Here is a 17955-nt window from a genome sequence, read left to right as displayed (position 1 = left end):
GTCCTCAATGGTTAATCCCCCCGTGGAAGATGCACTGAGATCCCCTGTGGGAGCGAGCCTGCTCGCGATAGCGGTGTGTCATTAAACATTTATGTCGGCTGATAYTACGCCATCGCGAGCAGGCTCGCTCCCACAGGGGTTATGTGTGTTTTCCGCTATTTCATTAAGGTTTCCAGATGCCCCCAAAGCACACATCTAACCCTCCCTCAGGCATGGTCAGGGTGCGCGGCGCCCGGGAACACAACCTCAAGAACATCGACGTCGACATTCCGCGCGATGCGCTGGTGGTGTTCACCGGTGTCTCCGGCTCGGGCAAGTCTTCACTGGCGTTTTCGACCCTCTACGCCGAAGCGCAGCGCCGCTATTTCGAGTCGGTGGCGCCTTATGCGCGACGGCTGATCGATCAGGTCGGCGTACCGGATGTCGACTCCATCGAAGGCCTGCCGCCCGCCGTGGCCTTGCAGCAACAGCGGGGCACGCCGAGCACCCGTTCTTCGGTGGGCAGCGTGACGACGCTGTCGAGCCTGATCCGCATGCTGAACTCCCGGGCCGGCAGCTATCCGCCGGGGCAGGCGATGTTGTATGCCGAAGACTTCTCACCCAATACCCCGCAAGGCGCGTGCCCGGAGTGTCATGGGTTGGGACGGGTTTACGATGTCACTGAAGCGCTGATGGTGCCCGACCCGAGCCTGACCATCCGCCAGCGCGCAGTCGCTTCCTGGCCCACGGCCTGGCAGGGACAGAACCTGCGCGACATCCTCGTGACCATGGGCTACGACGTCGACAAACCCTGGCGCGATCTGCCGAAAAAACAGCGCGACTGGATCCTCTTCACCGAAGAAACACCGACAGTGCCGGTGTATGCCGGACTCACCCCGGACGAAACCAGAGTCGCGCTCAAACGCAAGATGGAGCCCAGTTATCAGGGCACCTTCACCGGCGCCCGACGCTACATCCTGCACACCTTCACCCATTCCCAAAGTGCGCTGATGAAGAAGCGCGTTTCGCAATTCATGCTTGGCAGCCCTTGCCCGTTATGTGACGGCAAACGGCTCAAGCGCGAGGCGTTGTCGGTGACGTTCGCGGGCTACGACATCGGTGAGTTATCGCAGATGTCGCTGCTGCAAGTGGCCGCTGTGCTGAAACCCGTGGCCGCGCACAGTTACCTTGAGCAGGCCGAAGAGGCGGGTGACGTGTTGACCCACCGGCAAACCCGTGAGGCCCGCGAAGAGCGAGTCGCCCACGGTGCCAGCGGTCATGCCAACGCGCCGGACGTGCGTCACACGCCTAATTTGTCGGTGGAAAAACGCCTGGCTGCGCAACGGATCGCCCAGGATTTGCTGGAGCGGGTAAGCACCCTCACGGACCTGGGGCTCGGTTATCTGGCGCTGGAACGCAGCACGCCGACGCTGTCCTCCGGCGAATTGCAGCGACTGCGCCTGGCGACGCAATTGGGCTCGCAACTGTTCGGTGTGATCTACGTCCTGGATGAGCCTTCGGCTGGCCTGCACCCGGCGGACGGCGAGGCGTTGTTTGAAGCGCTGCAACGCTTGAAGGCCGCCGGCAATACGCTGTTTGTGGTTGAGCATGACCTGGACACCATGCGCCGCGCCGACTGGTTGATTGACGTCGGTCCGGCGGCGGGCGAGCACGGCGGCCAGATCCTCTACAGCGGTCCGCCGTCAGGATTGGCCGAAGTGGCGAACTCGCAGACCCGCGCCTATCTATTCGCCGAACACATCACCCAACCTCGCGCCAGTCGCAAGGCCACCGATTGGCTGCGCCTGGAGGGCATCACCCGCAACAACCTGAACAACCTCAGCGTCGAGTTTCCGCTGGGTTGCTTCACCGCCGTAACGGGTGTATCCGGTTCCGGCAAATCGAGCCTGGTCAGCCAGGCGCTGCTGGAGTTGGTCGGTGCCCATTTGGGACGGGCCGCCAGCGACAGCGAAGCCGAAGCATTGAGCCTTGAGGACGATGCACCGCAAGTCAGTGGCGGTCAGGTCACGGCGGGGCTGGCCTCGATCAAGCGCCTGGTGCAGGTCGATCAAAAACCCATTGGCCGCACGCCACGCTCCAATCTGGCGACCTACACCGGGCTGTTCGACAACGTGCGCAAGCTGTACGCCGCGACCCCCGAGGCCCAGGCCGAGGGCTACGACGCCGGGCAATTCTCGTTCAAAGTCGCCAAGGGCCGTTGTCCGACCTGCGAAGGGGAAGGCTTTGTCAGCGTCGAATTGTTATTCATGCCCAGCGTTTATGCGCCATGCCCGACGTGCCACGGCGCGCGCTACAACCCTGAAACGCTGGCGATCACCTGGCAAGGGTTGAACATCGCCCAAGTGTTGGGGTTGACGGTGGATGAAGCCGTCACGGTGTTCGCCGAGCAGCCGGGCATTCGCCGCTCGCTGGAGGTGCTGCGGGATATTGGCTTGGGGTATTTGCGCCTGGGACAGCCTGCGACCGAGTTGTCCGGCGGTGAAGCGCAGCGCATCAAACTGGCGACCGAGCTGCAACGCAATCAACGGGGAGCGACGCTGTATGTGCTTGACGAACCGACCACGGGATTGCATCCGCGGGACGTTGACCGGTTGCTGGAACAGTTGAATACGCTGGTGGTGGCGGGGCATACGGTGATAGTGGTCGAGCATGAAATGCGCGTGGTGGCGCAGAGTGACTGGGTGATCGACATCGGGCCGGGGGCGGGGGATCAGGGTGGGAAAATCGTTGTTGCTGGCGCGCCGCAGACAGTGGCCAGAAGCAAGAAAAGCAGGACAGCGCCGTTTTTGGGACGTGTGCTTGGCAGGGTTTGATGTGTTGTTTGTGCTGGCCCTATCGCGAGCAAGCTCGCTCCCACAGGGGATTTGTGAACGCCGCAGATTCAGTGTAGGAGCGGGCTTGCCCGCGAAGGCGGACTGTCAGGCGCAGTCCAGGGTGCGTCTGACTTTGTCCAACAGTTCACTGATCTGAAACGGCTTGATCAGCATCTCCATGCCATCCCCCAAAAACACCTGCCGGTTGATCGCGTTTTCCGCATATCCGGTCATGAACAGGATCGGCAATCCCTCACGCCATCCGCGGGCGACATCCGCCAGTTCCCGGCCGTTCATGCGTGGCAGGCCAACATCCGTCAGCATTAGATCAATCGACGGATCGTTTTGCAGGCGCTCAAGGGCGGCTTCGATGTCGCCCGCCTGGGTGCAGCGATATCCGGCATCCACCAGCACCTCGGCGACGAACATGCGCACCGAAGGCATGTCCTCGACAATCAGCACATGCTCGCCCGAACCTTGATGATCCACCGCATCTGACACAACGTCAGCCGAGCTCGGGTCCGAACTGGCCGGCAGCATGATGGTCACCTCGGTGCCGCGTCGGGCCACGCTGCGGATGTGCGCATCACCCCCCGATTGCCGGGCAAACCCGTAAATGCTCGACAGGCCCAGACCAGTGCCCTGGCCCAGCGGTTTGGTGGTGAAAAACGGGTCGAATACCTTGTCGATCACACTGTGCTCGATACCGGTACCGTCATCACGCACCGACAGCGCGACGTAGGCGCCATCCGCCAGTTTCAGGTCGCCGTGGGAATACGCCGCGTAAGTGCTGACCCAGATATTCCCGCCTTGGGGCAAGGCATCGCGGGCGTTGATCACCAGGTTGAGCACGGCGCTTTCCAACTGAATCGGGTCGACCAGCGCAATCGCGGCTTTGGAGGTCAATTCGAGTTTCAGGGCGATGTGTTCGCCAATGGTACGCACCAGTAATTCTTCGAGGGAGCGGATGTGTTCGTTGATGTCCACCGGCCGCGTATCGAGCGGTTGCTGGCGAGCAAAGGCCAGCAAGCGATGGGTCAGCGCGGCGGCGCTCATGGCCGAGTTCAACGCCGCGTCGGCATAGAACTGAACCTTGTCGGTGCGCGCATCGGCGACGCGTTTCTGGATCAGTTCCAGGCTGGTGATGATGCCGGTCAGCAGGTTGTTGAAGTCATGGGCGATGCCACCGGTCAACTTGCCCAGCGCGTCCATTTTCTGCACTTGCAGCAACTGGGCTTCGGTGCGCACGCGCTCGGCGATTTCACGTTCCAGCTGCGAGGTGGCGTCGTCAAGTCGCGCCAGGTGCGAGCGTTCGCGGTGGCGGTGTTCGGTGACGTCTTCGACGAACAGAAGGCTTAACCCCGGTGTGCGATAGGGCGAAATCTGCCACTCGGTTTCCCGTAGCTCACCCTCCACCCGCAGGTTCAAAATGCCTTTCCAGCGCTCGCCAGCGAGCAGGCGCAGGCGCAGTTCCTCGATGACGGCATCCTGGTCTTCGGCGAAGCATTCACCCAAGGTGTCCGGGTCGAGATTGTCCTGAATCAGCCGGGCAAAAGCGTGGTTGCACTCGTGTACTTTGAAATCGGCATCCAGCACCGCGATGGGCGCCGACACATTGACGAAAATCTCGCGGAACCGCGCTTCACTCTCACGCAGGGCGTTTTCGGTGTCGCGCACCCGCAGCAAGGTGCGCAGGGTCGCCAGCAGCACGTCCGGGTCCACGGGGTGGATCAGGTAGGCATCGGCACCGGCGTCCAGCCCCGTGATGATGTCGCCGGTCTGGATCGAGGCGGCCGATACGTGAATAACCGGCAACAGGGCGGTGGCGGGCTCGGATCGCAGCTTGCGCACGATGTCGAAACCGCTCATGTCCGGCAGGTTGACGTCCAGAATCAGCGCGTCGATCGTTTCGCTGTCGATCAGCGCCAGGCCATCACCGCCGGTCCCGGCTTCGAGCACGGTGTAGCCGTGGGACTCCAGGCGTCGGCGCAGGGCGTAGCGCGTCGCAACGTTGTCGTCGACGATCAGCAGGTGGATGTCACGTTTCATCGGCAGGCTCCATGGCGATGGCCAGCGGGATGATCACGAAAAAGGTCGAACCGACCCCCGGTGTACTCTCGACCCCGACTTCGCCGCCCAGCAACGCGGCAAAGCGTTTGCACAATGACAATCCTAGGCCGGTGCCGCGCAAGCGCTTTTGCAAGGGCGAATCGACTTGGGAGAAGTCCTCGAACAATGCGCCATGTAGCTCGGCAGCGATACCAATTCCGGTGTCGCTGACGGCAAAGCGTACGAAGTTCGTGCCTTCGAGCCTCGCCGACACCCGCACCTCACCGCGGGTGGTGAACTTCAGCGAATTGGCGATGAAGTTGCGCAGGATCTGTGCGAGCTTTTTGTCGTCGGTGAACAAACGCGGCAAACCGACCGGCTCTTCGAAGATCAGATCCACGGCGCTGGCGTCGACAATCGGACGAAACATGCCGCGCAGGGCGGCGAACAAGTCCAGCATGTCGAACCAGGCCGGTGAAATGCTGATGCGCCCGGCCTCGATTTTCGCCAGGTCCAGCAAGTCGTCGACCATGTCGCTCAACTCCCGGGCGGCGGTGCTGACGAAGGAGACCTGCTTGTGTTGCTCGGGGCTTAGCGGGCCGTCGAGTTCATCGCTCAGCAGGCTGGCGATGCTCAGGATCGAGCCCAGTGGCGTGCGAAATTCGTGGCTCATGTACGACAGGAAACGGCTTTTCAGGTCCGAGGCCTGACGCAATTCTTCGGCCTGGTTGTCGAGTTCGGCGTACAGCGCGAGCACGCCCTGATTGGTTTCATCAAGCTCTTCGCGCAGGGCGGCGGTTTCATTCTGCAAGCGTGCAATCAATGCCGAGGGGTCGTCCGGCGCGAGCGTGGGTGACTCAGCCATGGGCGGCCTCCAGGGCAACGACCAATACCGTCACATCGTCCCGGCCGCGACAGAAATCACGGTGCAGGACGGCGGCTATCACGGCCGGATGGCGGTGCACCAGGCCGGGGTAGTCATGCAAGTTCCATCGGGACTGTAGGCCGTCGCTGTACATGATCAATAGTTGTCCGTTCACGTGAACATAGTCAAAGGGTTGGGCTTTTCGATACTGCCCGCCAACGATGCCGGGATGGGACGCCAGGCCACGGGATTTGTCGGGGGCGATCAGGCTGGCACCGATGTTGCCGATACCAGTGAACGTCAGTTTGTCGCGCTGCGCGTCGAACTGCGCAACCGCCAACGCGCCGCCACGGGTTCCGATCATGGCCTGGTGAATGTCTTCGAGCAGCAGCACTGGCGAGGCGAACGGCGTTCGCGCAAAGGCTTTTTCACCGGCGCGGGCGGCGTGTTCGGCGTCTTCGCCATGGCCCAGGCCGTCGATCACCAACGCGCTGAGGTTCGGCCCGTCAAACGCCAGGTGCCAGACATCACCGCACGCCGGGTCACGGGCCAGCGAGTGCTGGCTGACGCCCAATCGCAGGTCCGCCACTGTGTGGGTGCGCGGATACAAGCGGGCCAACAGCACGGCGCCCCGGGAATCGGCGTACACATCGAACACGTCAGTCTGGCGCGACACCGCACCCAGGCCAATGCCCTGAGTACCTCCGGTGGAAAAACCGTCCGCCAGACACGCCTGCACATCAAAGCCCTGCGCGCGATCCACCGCCAGCATCTCGATCCCTTGACCGTTTTTGAATGGCAGGGTCCGCAGGTGCAGTTCGCCACGGGCGGCATGCTTGAGCAGGTTGCTGGCAAGCTCCGTGGCCACCAGTGCCACACGTCCGGCATCGGTAGCGTCGAAGCCGATKTGTTCAGCGAGTTTCTGCGCGGTGCGCCGGGCATGGCCGATCTGGCTGCTGTCTTCGATCAACAGGACGTCGGTCAGGGTGCCTGTAATGTTCATGTCCATCGGGTGATCGTTATGCGAGTGCCTTGGCCGGGCGCGGTGTCGAGTTCGAATTCATCCACCAGGCGCTTGGCCCCGGTCAGGCCCAGGCCCAGGCCGCTGCCGGAGGTCCAGCCGTCGGTCATTGCCAGTTTGATATCAGGAATGCCCGGCCCTTCGTCGCGAAAGGTCAGGCGCAAGCCCACCCGCGAGTTTTCGTCGAGGATCTGCCAGTCCATGTCGCCGCCACCGCCATAGACCATGGTGTTACGCGCCAGCTCGCTGACGGCGGTCACCATTTTGGTCAGGTCGATCAGGCGCATGCCGCACTCGGTCGCCAGCTTGCGCGCGGTCTGCCGGGCCATGACCACGTCCTGCTCAATGTGAATCGGATGAGTGCCGCTGCTGCGCAGGGTCATTGCTCGCGTACTCGTTCATGCAGCAGTTTCATTCCACGCTCGACGTTCAGCGCGGTACTGACGCCGGGCAGGGTCAGGCCCAGCTCGACCAGGGTGATCGCCACGGCAGGCTGCATGCCTACAAGCACGGTTTCGGCATCCATGATTTTCGACAGGCCGGAAATGGTGCCGATCATCCGACCAATGAACGAATCGACCATGTCCAGCGCGGAAATGTCGATCAACACGCCGCGCGCTGATGTTTTGCTGATGCGCTCGGACAGATCGTCCTGAAGGGTCAGGGCGAGCTGGTCGTGCATGTCGACCTGAATGGTCACCAGCAGAAAGTCGCCCATCTGCAGAATAGGAATTCGATCCATGGGCTTATACCGTCTTGCTGACGGTGAGTCCCAGGCGGGTCAGGGCCAGTTTCAGGGCATCGGCCAGGTTGGCCTTGGTGACCACGCCTTGCAGGTCCAGGCCCAGGTGCACGATGGTCTGGGCAATCTGCGGACGCACACCGCTGATAATGCAATCAGCACCCATCAGGCGAATGGCGGTGACGGTTTTGAGCAGGTGTTGCGCCACCAGGGTATCGACAGTCGGTACGCCGGTGATGTCGATGATGGCGATTTCCGAGCCGGTATCGACGATCCGTTGCAGCAGCGATTCCATCACCACCTGGGTGCGTTGCGAGTCCAGCGTGCCAATCATCGGCAGCGCGAGTACGCCGTCCCACAGCTTGACCACCGGCGTGGAGAGTTCCAGCAGTTCTTCTTGCTGGCGCTTGATCACCGCTTCACGAGACTTCTGGAAGGTGCGGATGGTGTGCATGCCGAGCGCATCGAGCAGTTCGGAGACTTCCCAGAGCTGCTCGGCGAGCACGGCCGGGCTGTCTTGGTAATGGCTTTGCAGCAGGCCAAACAGCGGGCCTTTTAGCGAAAAGATGAAGCTGGCGGTCTGGTGGGAATCCTGGCCGAGCAGGGCGCGACTGTTGGAGAGCTTTTCAAGGAACTGGCGCGCTTCGTCCCAACCTGGCGCAGAGACATTCTGCCCGTTGCCGTTTTCCAGCCCGCTGACTACCAGGTGCAGGAACTCTGCGGTTTGCTGCTTGAGGTCGTGTTCTTTGAGGTTGCGATTGGCGCCATTGGCTTCCAGGCCCTTGATCCATTCGGTGAGCAGTTGCGTCTGGTTATTTTTCATCGCATCGAGTGTGCTGATTTGCAGTGCTGCCATGTCCATGTGCTCCTGAATGAGTCTCTGCCGGTTCCATTGAAAAACGACCGGCGTGAAGTCAGTGACCTTTGCCGAATGAAATAGTTGTTCGTTTTGCGCAGGTTTTTTTCATTGCGACCGTAAGTTGCCCGGTAACTCTAGTCGGCACTGCTCCAAGTGGTGATTTTTTGACTGGGAACCGAGAGGGCCAAGACCATTCAAGTAGCCAAAAAGAAGACCGCATCAGCGGTCTTCCAGTTGAGTCATTTATCAGGATGGGCGGCCTGGAGTTTTTTCGCCATGGCCAGGTGTTTTTCAAGGGCGGGCAGCATTTGCTGGGCAAAGCCTTTTAACGCGGTGGCGCCTTTCTCCTTGTCATCCGTCACCGTATTGGCTTCTTTTTTGAACAGCTCGATGGTGTCTTCGTGAGCTTTGACCTGATTGTTCGCATACGCCGCGTCAAAGGACTCATCGCGCATGTCGAGGATTTGCTCCTTGGCCTGTTTGACCAGCGTGGTCGTGTCCGGCACCTCGATGTCATGCTTTTTCGCCAGGGCTGCCAGTTTGTCGTTGGCCTTCGAATGATCGGTGATCATCATGTTGGCAAACGCCTTTACGTCGGCCGACTTACTTTTTTCCAGCGCTAAACGACTGGTTTCGATCTCTGCAATGCCGCCCGCGGCTGCACTGTCGACGAAATCATTGGAGGTGGCGGCAAGTGCCGAGCCCATGCTGGTGCTCAAGGCGACGGCCAGGGCCAGGTGGCGCAGGGTGAATCCGTCCATTGGTTATTCTCCACACAGGTTTTTGAAAGCGATCCAGTGATCGTTAATCTGTGGAGGCCGGGGTTTGGGCAAAGGTTTTATCGTATTTGCGACGGGACGACGAACGGGCACCGCTGGTCTGACAGGTGGTCGACAGAACCCTCAAACCAAGGCCATTCTGATAGTTGGTGAACGCAATCGATCGCGTTTGCTTCCGATCATCAAAACGGAGGTGTTCCATGCCGGTGCCCCATGACCTGTTTCAGGACTTGAAGGTTTCAAAGGAAGAGATCCAGCAAAAACGCACCAAGGATCCGTTACTGGATTCACTGATCAATAAATATTCCCAGGCGGACGCTGAAGTGGTGAAGGCCGAGACCGCGTCATCCGATGCGCCCAGTGATGACGTGTTGAAGAAGCTCAAGGAGAAGCGCTTGCAGGTCAAGGACAAGATCGTCCAACAATTGCAGGCATCGTCCTGACGCGCCGTTTCTAGCCACCGACGACCGGTGTCAAAAAATCTGGAATGGGGTGAAAACCGGCACCTCGTAAGTGACGAGTCATCATTAATGATTCCCTGAGAGGTGCCTTATGTCTAATCCCGGATTTCCGAGTGAAGAGGAGGGCGGGTATGACCCGATGCCGACGGGTCCTGAGCCCGACCCGTACGACATCGAAACCGAACCGGATCCTGAGGATGGCGACCCTGAACGCGTGAATGAAGAAACAGCTGACGACGCAGATCCTGAATAACCTGCAAACACACTGTGRGAGCGAGCCTGCTCGCGAAGACGCCTTGTCATTCAATATTTTTATCGACTGACACGACGCCTTCGCGAGCAGGCTCGCTCYCACAGTTTGATGTTTGTTATTGCTGGAGGGCGGTGGCGAGCGGTAACCGCGCCATGTTCATGGCTTTCAGCGACCCGAAATACAGCCAATCCCCATACTCACGCACCGTCGTGATCGGTGAATAATTACCGGTGCTGGCGTCCTGCAGATTGGCAATCACCTTGCCGTCCAGGTCCAGCCCCAAGACAAAGGCGCGTTTTTCCACCGGTTCAGGAAGCACCGTCATCGCCCGAGCAATCATCTTGCGCACGAAAGGGTGCGGCGCCGTACGGTCGAGCAGCCCGTTACGCGGCGCATAGAGCGCCACCCAGAAGCGATCGCGACCATTGAACGCAAGGTTGTCCGGCAGCCCCGGCAAGTTATCGATAAACAGGTCATGCGTGCCGGCTTTCGGCCCTGTCAGCCAATAGCGGCTGATCCGGTAGGCGCCGGTTTCGTTGACCAGTACAAAGCTGTCATCAGGCCCCAGCGTGACGCCGTTGGCGAACTCCAGTTTGTCCAGCAACACGGTGGTTTTCCCAGTCTGGAAGTCATACCGCAGCAATCGACCGTCACCACCGTGCTCGATTATCGCATCGCCATCCTTGCCGTAGCCCCATCGGCTGGAGGCGTCGCTGAAATAGGCGAAATGCCCCTCCGTGTCGATGGCCACGTCATCGGTAAAACCAAACGGCACGCCGCCAGCGGTGGTGGTCAGAGGTATCAATTGGCCTTGAGCATCCAGCGACAGCAGACCCTTGACGCCGTCCGCGATCACCAGCAAACCATTGGGGTGACGCGCCAGACCCAGCGGTCTGCCGCCGGTATCGGCCAGCACTTTGGTTTCATTGCCATCGATGCTCGTGTGGATCAACTTGCCGTCATGCAGTCCGGTGATCAGCATGTTGCTCTCCAGCAATAGCGCTTCCGGCCCCGCAATATCAGCGGGGCCGACACGCTCCACGCCTTTGAGGCGCTGATTGTCGGCGTAGACGCCGCTGGTGAGGGAGGGCGCCGGTGGCGGATTCCAGGCGACCGGTTGCACCTTGGTCGGAAACAGCAACAGGAAGACGCAAAGGGCAATCAAGAGCAGTGCCAGCAGATGTCGGAACTTGATGATTTTTCTCACACGCTGGCTCCGGCGGGTGTCAGTTGTTTTTGCGCGGTTTCCCGCAAGGCCAGCATCGATTCAGCGGATTCACGCTCGATGCGCTGTTTGAGCAACAGCTGATTGGGCTCGTCAATCGGGTTTCCTGGGATAGCGATCTGGTGCTGCATGCGAGTCATGGGCGTTCTCGTCAAAGGCAGGGGGGGCATGATCCGGTTCCACGTAAAGGGTGCCGAACAGGTAATCCATCAGCGGAAACACGATGTTGAAATTGCGCTCCTGCATCAGTTCGCGGCGGTGATGCAATTCATGCAGGCGGCGCATCTGACGAATCCACGGCAAGCGCGTGACCGGGTTGCCGGGCGGCAAGTGCTCGCAGGCATGAAACACTTCATAGGTCAGGTAGCCGAGGACCAGACAGCCGCCCACCAGACCGGCGACGTTGGTATTGAACTGTTGAGGTAGCCACCACAGGGGCAGGGCAATGAAGCTGGTGGACACCACGATCAGCCAGGCTGGAAACAAAATTACTCGCCAGTCCCGGGCGCTGTCGTAGGTCATGTGGCCGGGTGCGAAAAAGCTGTGATGGTCGCCGGCATGGCGGGCGTAGAACATCCGCGCAAAGCTCTTTTTGTGATGCCCCAGATGTCGATGCACCCCGTAGACGCCGAAGTTGAAGAACAACAGCGTGATCGGCACCGCCAGCCATTCCAGCGGCTTGACCTGATGCACGCTGCTCCAGAATCCGTCGATGGCCAGCACCCCGAAAATCAGCACAAAAGTGCCATGCAGCCATGGGTTGTAGAGGGGATGAATGTCGGCGCGATAGCGGCTGCGGAATGCCTGGATGGTCTGCCTCACTGCGCTCACCTCTGGTTATTGTTATAGCCAGCAGATTAGCTGATCTGCCCGCAAAGGCTTGCGCAACTAGAGGACACAAACGCCATGATCCGGTGTGGTCAGCTCAGTGGATTCCAGCGCTGTGACCAGTCCTCATCGGACTGGATCACCTCACGCAGCAAATCGAACGCCCTTTGCAGGGTGACCGAGTCACGATCGCGCGAATACACCAGGTAGGTCGGGTAATTGAATTCCGGGGCCTTGGGTACGGGTTCCAGTACACCGCTTTGCACATAACTCTGGACCACGCGTGTGCGGAAGTAGCCGCTGCCACCGTTTTCCAGGATGTACTGCAAGCCGAGTGGGCCGAGGTTGAAGCTCAACGCGGCTTTGGCTTTTTCCGGCAGCGCCGCATCGTGCTGGCGACGGAAATCCGGGCCCCAGTCGATGTACACGTATGGGTCGGGTTTGCTGGCCAACCGTACCAGCACCAGCTTTTCTTCCAGCACCTGCTCGACTTGCAGGCGCGGCCAGTATTCCGGCTGATAGACCAGCGCGGCATCGAGCACACCCAGCTCCAGTTGCCGCAAGAGGGTTTCGCCGTCGCGGATTTCCATGCGCAGGGCGTGGCTGGGAATCTTTTCGCGCAGTTCACCGGCCCAACGGAGCATCAACGGATTGCACAGGCTGACCTCACCACCGATGTGCAGCACGTCGCGGTAACCCTCAGGCAGCGGCAAATCCCGGCGTGCCGCTTCCCAGGTCTCGACCAGTTGATTGGCGTACACCACAAAAGCCTCGCCATTGGGCGTCAGACGCGCGCCGGCGCGGTTGCGCACGAACAGCGTGCTGCCCAGATGGCTTTCAAGCTTTTGCACACGCGCAGTGATCGCGGTCTGGGTGACATGGAGCTTCTCGGCCGCCGCAGCGAGGCTGCCGTGGCGGACGATTTCCAGAAAGGTGCGGGCGAGATCGATGTCCATGGGGCAGCCGGTGCGGGAAGTTCAGGCATTGTAGACGGATGCGGCCGACGCAGGCTTCGCCAGCTGTTACAGGGGGTGTTCAGATAGGGAGCGTGCCAACGCACTACACTGCAACCGTCTCTAGCCCAACGGCGGCCACCCATGACGGCAAAGCACGCATCAAACATCCTCGACACGACCGAAGGCCAGCGTCTGGCTGGCGTTGATGCCGAGGCGTGGCGCGAATGGGGGCCTTACTTGAGCGAACGCGAATGGGGCACGGTGCGCGAAGACTACAGCGCCGACGGCGATGCCTGGCGCTATTTTCCTCATGAACACGCCCGCAGCCGGGCCTATCGGTGGGGCGAGGACGGGCTTGCCGGATTTTGCGACAAGGCTCAGCACTGGTGTCTGGGGCTGGGCTTATGGAATGAGCGTGACCCGATTCTCAAAGAGCGTCTATTTGGCTTGAACAACGCTGAAGGCAATCACGGCGAGGACGTCAAAGAGCTGTATTTCTACGTCGATGGCGTGCCCAGTCATGCCTACATGCGCATGCTCTACAAATACCCGCAGGCCGAATTCCCCTACGCCGACCTGGTGGCCGAAAATGCCCGCCGTGGCTTGGCCGATACCGAGTTTGAAATCCTCGACACCGGTGTGTTTGAAGACAACCGCTATTTCGACGTGACGGTGGAGTACTCCAAGCACGAGGCAGATGACATCTTCATGCGCGTCACCGTGCACAACCGATCCGATCAGCCAGCACGACTGCACGTCTTGCCGCAGCTATGGGCTCGTAACACCTGGAGTTGGGCGGCGCACGTGCAGCAACCAAGCCTCACGCTTAGGGGCGATGAGGTTCTGGCCCGACACCCGCAACTCGCCAACCGGCAGGCCAGCGCCTGGGGCGAGGAAGACTGCCAATGGCTGTTCTGCAACAACGAAACCAACTTCCCCAAACTGAATGGCGTGGGGGCGAGCGGTCCCTTCAAGGACGGCATCAATGATTTTCTGGTCAACGGTAACAACAATGCCATTCGCCATGACACTGGAACCCGGGTGGCAGCGCATTTCACCCTGACGTTCGAGGCTGGCCAAAGCCGATGCGTTTACCTGCGTTTTGCCCCGATCGGCGCGGCTCGGATCAATGCCACAAACCTGTTCGAGCGGCGTCGCGCTGAAGCCGATGATTTTTACGCAGCCCTGCAAACCCACATTGTCGATGCGGATGCGCGCAATGTTCAGCGTCAGGCGCTGGCCGGGTTGCTCTGGTCGAAACAGCTGTATTACTTCGACGTCAATCAGTGGCTCGACGGCGATCCGGCGCAACCTTCACCGCCTGCCGGGCGTTCGCACATTCGCAATACGCATTGGCGACACCTGTCGAATTTCGACATCGTCTCAATGCCAGACACTTGGGAATACCCGTGGTACGCCTCGTGGGATCTGGGCTTTCAGGCCGTGGCTTTTGCGCTTATCGACCCTGGCTTCGCCAAGCATCAATTATTGCTGCTGGTCAAAGACCGCTTCATGCATCCCAACGGCCAGTTACCGGCCTACGAATGGCGTTTTGACGACGCCAACCCGCCGGTGCATGCCTGGGCCTGTTGGCGGGTGTATCAGCAAGACAAGGCGCTGACGGGCGTCGGCGACATGGACTTCCTTGAGCGGATATTCCACAAACTGCTGCTGAATTTTTCCTGGTGGGTCAACCGTAAGGATGCGGAAGGCCGCAACCTGTTCCAGGGTGGATTTCTGGGGCTGGACAACATCGCGTTGTTCGACCGTTCGGCATTGTTGCCACCCGGTTACCAACTGGATCAGGCCGACGGCACGGCGTGGGTCGCCGCTTATGCGCTGGACTTGATGCGCATCGCGCTGGAGCTGGCCAAGCGCAACAGTGTGTACGTCGACATTGCGGTGAAGTTCTTCGAGCATTTCCTTTACATCGCCGGGGCAATCAATCGGGTCGACTCCGATGCCGAAGGGTTGTGGGACGAGCAGGACCAGTTTTTCTATGACGTATTGCACCGACCCGATGGTGTGAACGAGCCGCTGCGTTTACGCTCGATTGTCGGCCTGATGCCGCTGTTTGCTGTGCAAGTGCTGGAGCAGCACGAGCATGAAGGTTTACCCGGGTTGCGTGAGCGTTTGCTCGGTTTCATGCGTCACCGTCCGGATCTCGCCAGTCTGGTTTCACGCTGGACCGAACCTGGCGAAGGCAACCGGATGCTCCTGGCATTGTTGCGTGGCGAGCGTACCAAGGACCTGCTCAAACGCATGCTCGATGAACGCGAGTTTCTTTCCCCGTTCGGGATTCGTTCGTTGTCCAAGGCCTTTGCTGAACAGCCCTTTGGCTTGCTGATCAACGGTGACCAGCTGTGTGCTCATTACGAGCCGGCAGAGTCGGAATCCCGGCTGTACGGCGGCAATTCCAACTGGCGCGGGCCGGTGTGGATGCCGATCAACTACATGCTGATCGAATCCTTGCGCGAGTTTCATCGTTATTACGATCAGGATTTTTCGGTGGAATACCCTACGGGCTCGGGGTTCCTGGCGTCACTGGAAGAGGTCGCCGATAGCCTGAGCCAGCGACTGACCAGGCTGGTGCTTCGCGATGAAACGGGTGATCGGCCGTCAATGGCGGCGTATTCGCAGTTGCAGGCAGACCCCGCCAGCCGCGACCTGGTGTTGTTCCATGAGTATTTTCATGGGGAAACCGGGCGTGGAATGGGGGCCAGCCACCAGACGGGGTGGAGTGCGCTGATCGCGTTGTTGCTACAACCCTGATTTCCCACCCAACGCACTTCCCCTGTGGGAGCGAGCCTGTTCGCGAAGGCGTAATGCCAGTCGACATCAATGTTGAATGACAGATTGCCTTCGCGARCAGGCTCGCTCCCACACTAGATTGTGGTGTTTGCAGGATCGCTGTTCAAAACGCAAAACACGAACAGCCAAACGCGCCCCAGAATCCCTGAAAGTCACTGACCGGCGCTGACGACATCCGCGCCCGTTCATGGCTGTGCGCATGCACCGCGCAGGCACCTGCGCATTGATGGACCTGCGCGGTCATCGGCGTCAGATGTTTCCAGTGCCCCGGCACCTTGGTGACCGGCGACCATTCAGGCACCACGGGAATCGGTGGCGGCCCGAGTTTTTCGAACTCGTGGGTGCCGTGGACAATCTTGCCGTCGACAATGGTCAGCACTGACTCGATCCATTTGATCGCTTCATCCTCGATGTGGAAATAGTCCGCCGACAGTGCAATCAAATCCGCCAGTTGCCCGACTTTAATCATGCCTTTCTTGCCCTGCTCGGAAGAGAACCAGGCACTGCCGTGGGTGAACAATTCCAGCGCCGTGTCGCGGCTCAGGCCTTGCGGGTACAGCTCCAGCCCACCGACGGTGCGGCCGCTGACCAGCCAATACATCGACGTCCAGGGGTTGTAGCTGGAGACACGGGTGGCATCGGTACCGGCGCCAACCGGAAGGCCCTCGGCGATCATGCGGGCGATGGGCGGAGTGTGTTCGGCGGCTTTGGCGCCGTAGCGGTCGACGAAATACTCGCCCTGAAACGCCATCCGGTCCTGAATCGCAATGCCACCACCCAAGGCTTTTACCCGTTCGATGTTCTGCGGCGTAATGGTTTCGGCGTGGTCGAAAAACCAGGGCAGACCGTTGAACGGAATGTCGCGGTTTACCTTCTCGAACACGTCGAGCATGCGGCTGATGGATTCGTTGTACGTCGCGTGCAGACGGAACGGCCAACGCTGTTCCACCAGATGCCGCACGACAGGTTCCAGTTCCTGTTCCATGGTTTGCGGCAAGTCCGGGCGCGGTTCGAGGAAGTCTTCGAAGTCCGCCGCCGAGAACACCAGCATTTCCCCGGCCCCGTTGTGCCGCAGGAAATCGTCGCCCTGGCCGTAGTGAGAAGTGCTGGTCCAGTTTTTGAAGTCGGTCAGTTCTTCCTTGGGTTTCTGGGTGAACAGGTTGTAGGCGATGCGCACCGTGAGTTGTTGGTCTTTGGCCAGTTGCTGGATGACTTGATAGTCGTCGGGATAGTTCTGATAACCGCCGCCGGCATCGATCGCGCTGGTGATGCCCAGGCGATTGAGTTCGCGCATGAACTGGCGTGTTGAGTTGACTTGATACTCCAGCGGCAATTTGGGCCCCTTGGCCAGGGTCGAGTAAAGAATCATCGCGTTCGGCCGGGCGATCAGCATGCCGGTGGGATCGCCGTTGGCATCGCGCTGGATCTCGCCTCCGGGCGGGTTCGGCGTGTCGCGGGTGTAGCCGACAACTCTCAGGGCGGCGCGGTTGAGCAGGGCGCGGTCGTAGAGGTGCAGGACGAACACCGGGGTGTCTGGCGCCGCCTTGTTCAGTTCATCAAGGGTTGGCAGGCGTTTCTCGGCAAACTGGAACTCGTTCCAGCCGCCGACCACCCGCACCCATTGCGGCGTGGGTGTGCGATCGGCCTGGTCCTTGAGCATGCGCAAGGCATCGACCAGTGACGGCACGCCTTCCCAGCGCAGTTCGAGGTTGTAATTGAGGCCGCCCCGGATCAAATGCAGGTGCGAGTCATTGAGGCCGGGAATCACCGTGCGACCGTGCAGGTCGACGATCTTCGTGCCGGGACCTTGCAGAGCCATGGCCTGGGCATCGCTGCCAACTACTACAAAGCGCCCGTCCTTGATCGCGACAGCGCTGGCCTGGGGTTTTTTGCGATCAACGGTGTGCAGGCGTCCGTTGTACAGAATGAGGTCGGCCGGGGTGTCGGGCATGGTCTTACTCCCTGCGAATAGCGGGCTGATCCAGGCACCGACAGCACCTGCCGAAAGGCCTTGCAGTACACGTCGGCGGTTAAAACCGTCAGGTTCGTCAGGTGGGCTCATGGCCGTGCTCCGCGCAAAATCAGTCGGGGGCAAACAGCCGATCTCTGACGCATGCGGCCAGAAGGAATATAGACGGTGAATCCGCAATGGGGCGTTTTCCGGGGGCGGAAAACGACGAATCCCGCCTCAAGGGGCGGGATGCATGCGGCCAGAAGGAATATAGACGGTGAATCCGCAATGGGGCGTTTTCCGGGGGCGGAAAACGACGAATCCCGCCTCAAGGGGCGGGAT

The 17955-nt window shown here is 60.2% G+C and carries 14 protein-coding genes and 1 pseudogene; 4 read left to right on the top strand and 11 right to left on the bottom strand.

The genetic code is table 11. From position 1 onward, the window contains the following. Window positions 1-176 precede the first annotated feature (176 nt). The gene (locus AC1DSG_RS15400; RefSeq protein WP_477791648.1) at window positions 177-2813 is read left to right on the top strand and encodes an excinuclease ABC subunit UvrA; all 2637 of its coding nucleotides are present in this window, start codon (window positions 177-179) and stop codon (window positions 2811-2813) included. A gap of 105 nt (window positions 2814-2918) precedes the next feature. Here AC1DSG_RS15400 and AC1DSG_RS15395 read toward each other — a convergent pair whose 3' ends face one another. The 7 genes from AC1DSG_RS15395 to AC1DSG_RS15365 form a co-directional block, all read right to left on the bottom strand. After that, window positions 2919-4862: a response regulator gene (locus AC1DSG_RS15395; protein WP_477791647.1), complete on the bottom strand. Its 1944-nt coding sequence runs from the start codon at window positions 4860-4862 to the stop codon at window positions 2919-2921. Beyond that, window positions 4852-5727, bottom strand: a complete 876-nt coding sequence (locus AC1DSG_RS15390) for a sensor histidine kinase (protein WP_477791646.1) — start codon at window positions 5725-5727, stop codon at window positions 4852-4854. Before AC1DSG_RS15390 ends, AC1DSG_RS15395 begins: the two co-directional genes overlap by 11 nt. Then, window positions 5720-6730, bottom strand: a complete 1011-nt coding sequence (locus AC1DSG_RS15385; protein ID WP_477791651.1) for an ATP-binding protein — start codon at window positions 6728-6730, stop codon at window positions 5720-5722. Before AC1DSG_RS15385 ends, AC1DSG_RS15390 begins: the two co-directional genes overlap by 8 nt. Next, window positions 6727-7131, bottom strand: coding sequence for an anti-sigma regulatory factor (locus AC1DSG_RS15380; protein ID WP_477791645.1), 405 nt, complete (start codon window positions 7129-7131; stop codon window positions 6727-6729). The genes AC1DSG_RS15385 and AC1DSG_RS15380 overlap by 4 nt, the downstream gene beginning before the upstream one ends. Continuing rightward, on the bottom strand, window positions 7128-7490 hold the full coding sequence (locus tag AC1DSG_RS15375) for an STAS domain-containing protein (protein WP_477791644.1): 363 nt from the start codon (window positions 7488-7490) through the stop codon (window positions 7128-7130). The genes AC1DSG_RS15380 and AC1DSG_RS15375 overlap by 4 nt, the downstream gene beginning before the upstream one ends. A 4-nt stretch (window positions 7491-7494) precedes the next feature. Continuing rightward, window positions 7495-8346, bottom strand: coding sequence for an STAS domain-containing protein (locus tag AC1DSG_RS15370; protein ID WP_477791643.1), 852 nt, complete (start codon window positions 8344-8346; stop codon window positions 7495-7497). A 242-nt stretch (window positions 8347-8588) separates the two neighbouring features. Then, window positions 8589-9110 carry a DUF4142 domain-containing protein gene (locus AC1DSG_RS15365; protein WP_477791642.1) on the bottom strand — a complete coding sequence of 174 codons (522 nt, stop codon included), beginning with the start codon at window positions 9108-9110 and terminating at the stop codon, window positions 8589-8591. Between the two features lie 218 nt (window positions 9111-9328). Between AC1DSG_RS15365 and AC1DSG_RS15360 the strand changes: the two genes are divergently transcribed. Continuing rightward, entirely contained in the window at window positions 9329-9571 is a 243-nt protein-coding gene (locus AC1DSG_RS15360) for an HP1242/YdcH family protein (RefSeq protein ID WP_150781221.1), read from the top strand. A gap of 109 nt (window positions 9572-9680) precedes the next feature. Then, on the top strand, window positions 9681-9842 hold the full coding sequence (locus AC1DSG_RS15355) for a hypothetical protein (RefSeq protein WP_477791641.1): 162 nt from the start codon (window positions 9681-9683) through the stop codon (window positions 9840-9842). A 115-nt stretch (window positions 9843-9957) separates the two neighbouring features. Here the strand turns inward: AC1DSG_RS15355 and AC1DSG_RS15350 are convergent, their stop codons facing one another. From AC1DSG_RS15350 to AC1DSG_RS15340, 3 genes and pseudogenes are all read right to left on the bottom strand, one after another. Next, complete coding sequence (locus AC1DSG_RS15350; protein WP_477791650.1) at window positions 9958-11037, bottom strand: SMP-30/gluconolactonase/LRE family protein; 1080 nt, start codon at window positions 11035-11037, stop codon at window positions 9958-9960. A 125-nt stretch (window positions 11038-11162) separates the two neighbouring features. Next, window positions 11163-11889 (bottom strand): annotated as a pseudogene (locus tag AC1DSG_RS15345) (sterol desaturase family protein); the annotation flags it as partial. Window positions 11890-11987: 98 nt separating this feature from the next. After that, window positions 11988-12851: a LysR family transcriptional regulator gene (locus tag AC1DSG_RS15340; RefSeq protein ID WP_477791640.1), complete on the bottom strand. Its 864-nt coding sequence runs from the start codon at window positions 12849-12851 to the stop codon at window positions 11988-11990. Window positions 12852-12992: 141 nt separating this feature from the next. Here AC1DSG_RS15340 and AC1DSG_RS15335 point away from each other — a divergent pair, with 141 nt between their 5' ends. Next, window positions 12993-15623, top strand: coding sequence for an MGH1-like glycoside hydrolase domain-containing protein (locus AC1DSG_RS15335; RefSeq protein WP_477791639.1), 2631 nt, complete (start codon window positions 12993-12995; stop codon window positions 15621-15623). Between the two features lie 142 nt (window positions 15624-15765). Here AC1DSG_RS15335 and AC1DSG_RS15330 read toward each other — a convergent pair whose 3' ends face one another. Beyond that, window positions 15766-17613 carry an amidohydrolase gene (locus AC1DSG_RS15330; RefSeq protein ID WP_477791649.1) on the bottom strand — a complete coding sequence of 616 codons (1848 nt, stop codon included), beginning with the start codon at window positions 17611-17613 and terminating at the stop codon, window positions 15766-15768. Window positions 17614-17955: the final 342 nt, after the last annotated feature.

It is taken from the genome of Pseudomonas sp. P5_A12, from assembly GCF_056400685.1.
This window is presented reverse-complemented; position numbering and strand designations above follow the sequence as displayed.

Excerpts from the sequence above, each read along its gene's own strand:
- AC1DSG_RS15400 (WP_477791648.1), top strand. The coding sequence starts at position 177 with ATGCCCCCAAAGCACACATCTAACCCTCCCTCAGGCATGGTCAGGGTG.
- AC1DSG_RS15395 (WP_477791647.1), bottom strand. The coding sequence starts at position 4,862 with ATGAAACGTGACATCCACCTGCTGATCGTCGACGACAACGTTGCGACG.
- AC1DSG_RS15390 (WP_477791646.1), bottom strand. The coding sequence starts at position 5,727 with ATGGCTGAGTCACCCACGCTCGCGCCGGACGACCCCTCGGCATTGATT.
- AC1DSG_RS15380 (WP_477791645.1), bottom strand. The coding sequence starts at position 7,131 with ATGACCCTGCGCAGCAGCGGCACTCATCCGATTCACATTGAGCAGGAC.
- AC1DSG_RS15375 (WP_477791644.1), bottom strand. The coding sequence starts at position 7,490 with ATGGATCGAATTCCTATTCTGCAGATGGGCGACTTTCTGCTGGTGACC.
- AC1DSG_RS15370 (WP_477791643.1), bottom strand. The coding sequence starts at position 8,346 with ATGGCAGCACTGCAAATCAGCACACTCGATGCGATGAAAAATAACCAG.
- AC1DSG_RS15365 (WP_477791642.1), bottom strand. The coding sequence starts at position 9,110 with ATGGACGGATTCACCCTGCGCCACCTGGCCCTGGCCGTCGCCTTGAGC.
- AC1DSG_RS15360 (WP_150781221.1), top strand. The coding sequence starts at position 9,329 with ATGCCGGTGCCCCATGACCTGTTTCAGGACTTGAAGGTTTCAAAGGAA.
- AC1DSG_RS15355 (WP_477791641.1), top strand. The coding sequence starts at position 9,681 with ATGTCTAATCCCGGATTTCCGAGTGAAGAGGAGGGCGGGTATGACCCG.
- AC1DSG_RS15340 (WP_477791640.1), bottom strand. The coding sequence starts at position 12,851 with ATGGACATCGATCTCGCCCGCACCTTTCTGGAAATCGTCCGCCACGGC.
- AC1DSG_RS15335 (WP_477791639.1), top strand. The coding sequence starts at position 12,993 with ATGACGGCAAAGCACGCATCAAACATCCTCGACACGACCGAAGGCCAG.
- AC1DSG_RS15330 (WP_477791649.1), bottom strand. The coding sequence starts at position 17,613 with ATGCCCGACACCCCGGCCGACCTCATTCTGTACAACGGACGCCTGCAC.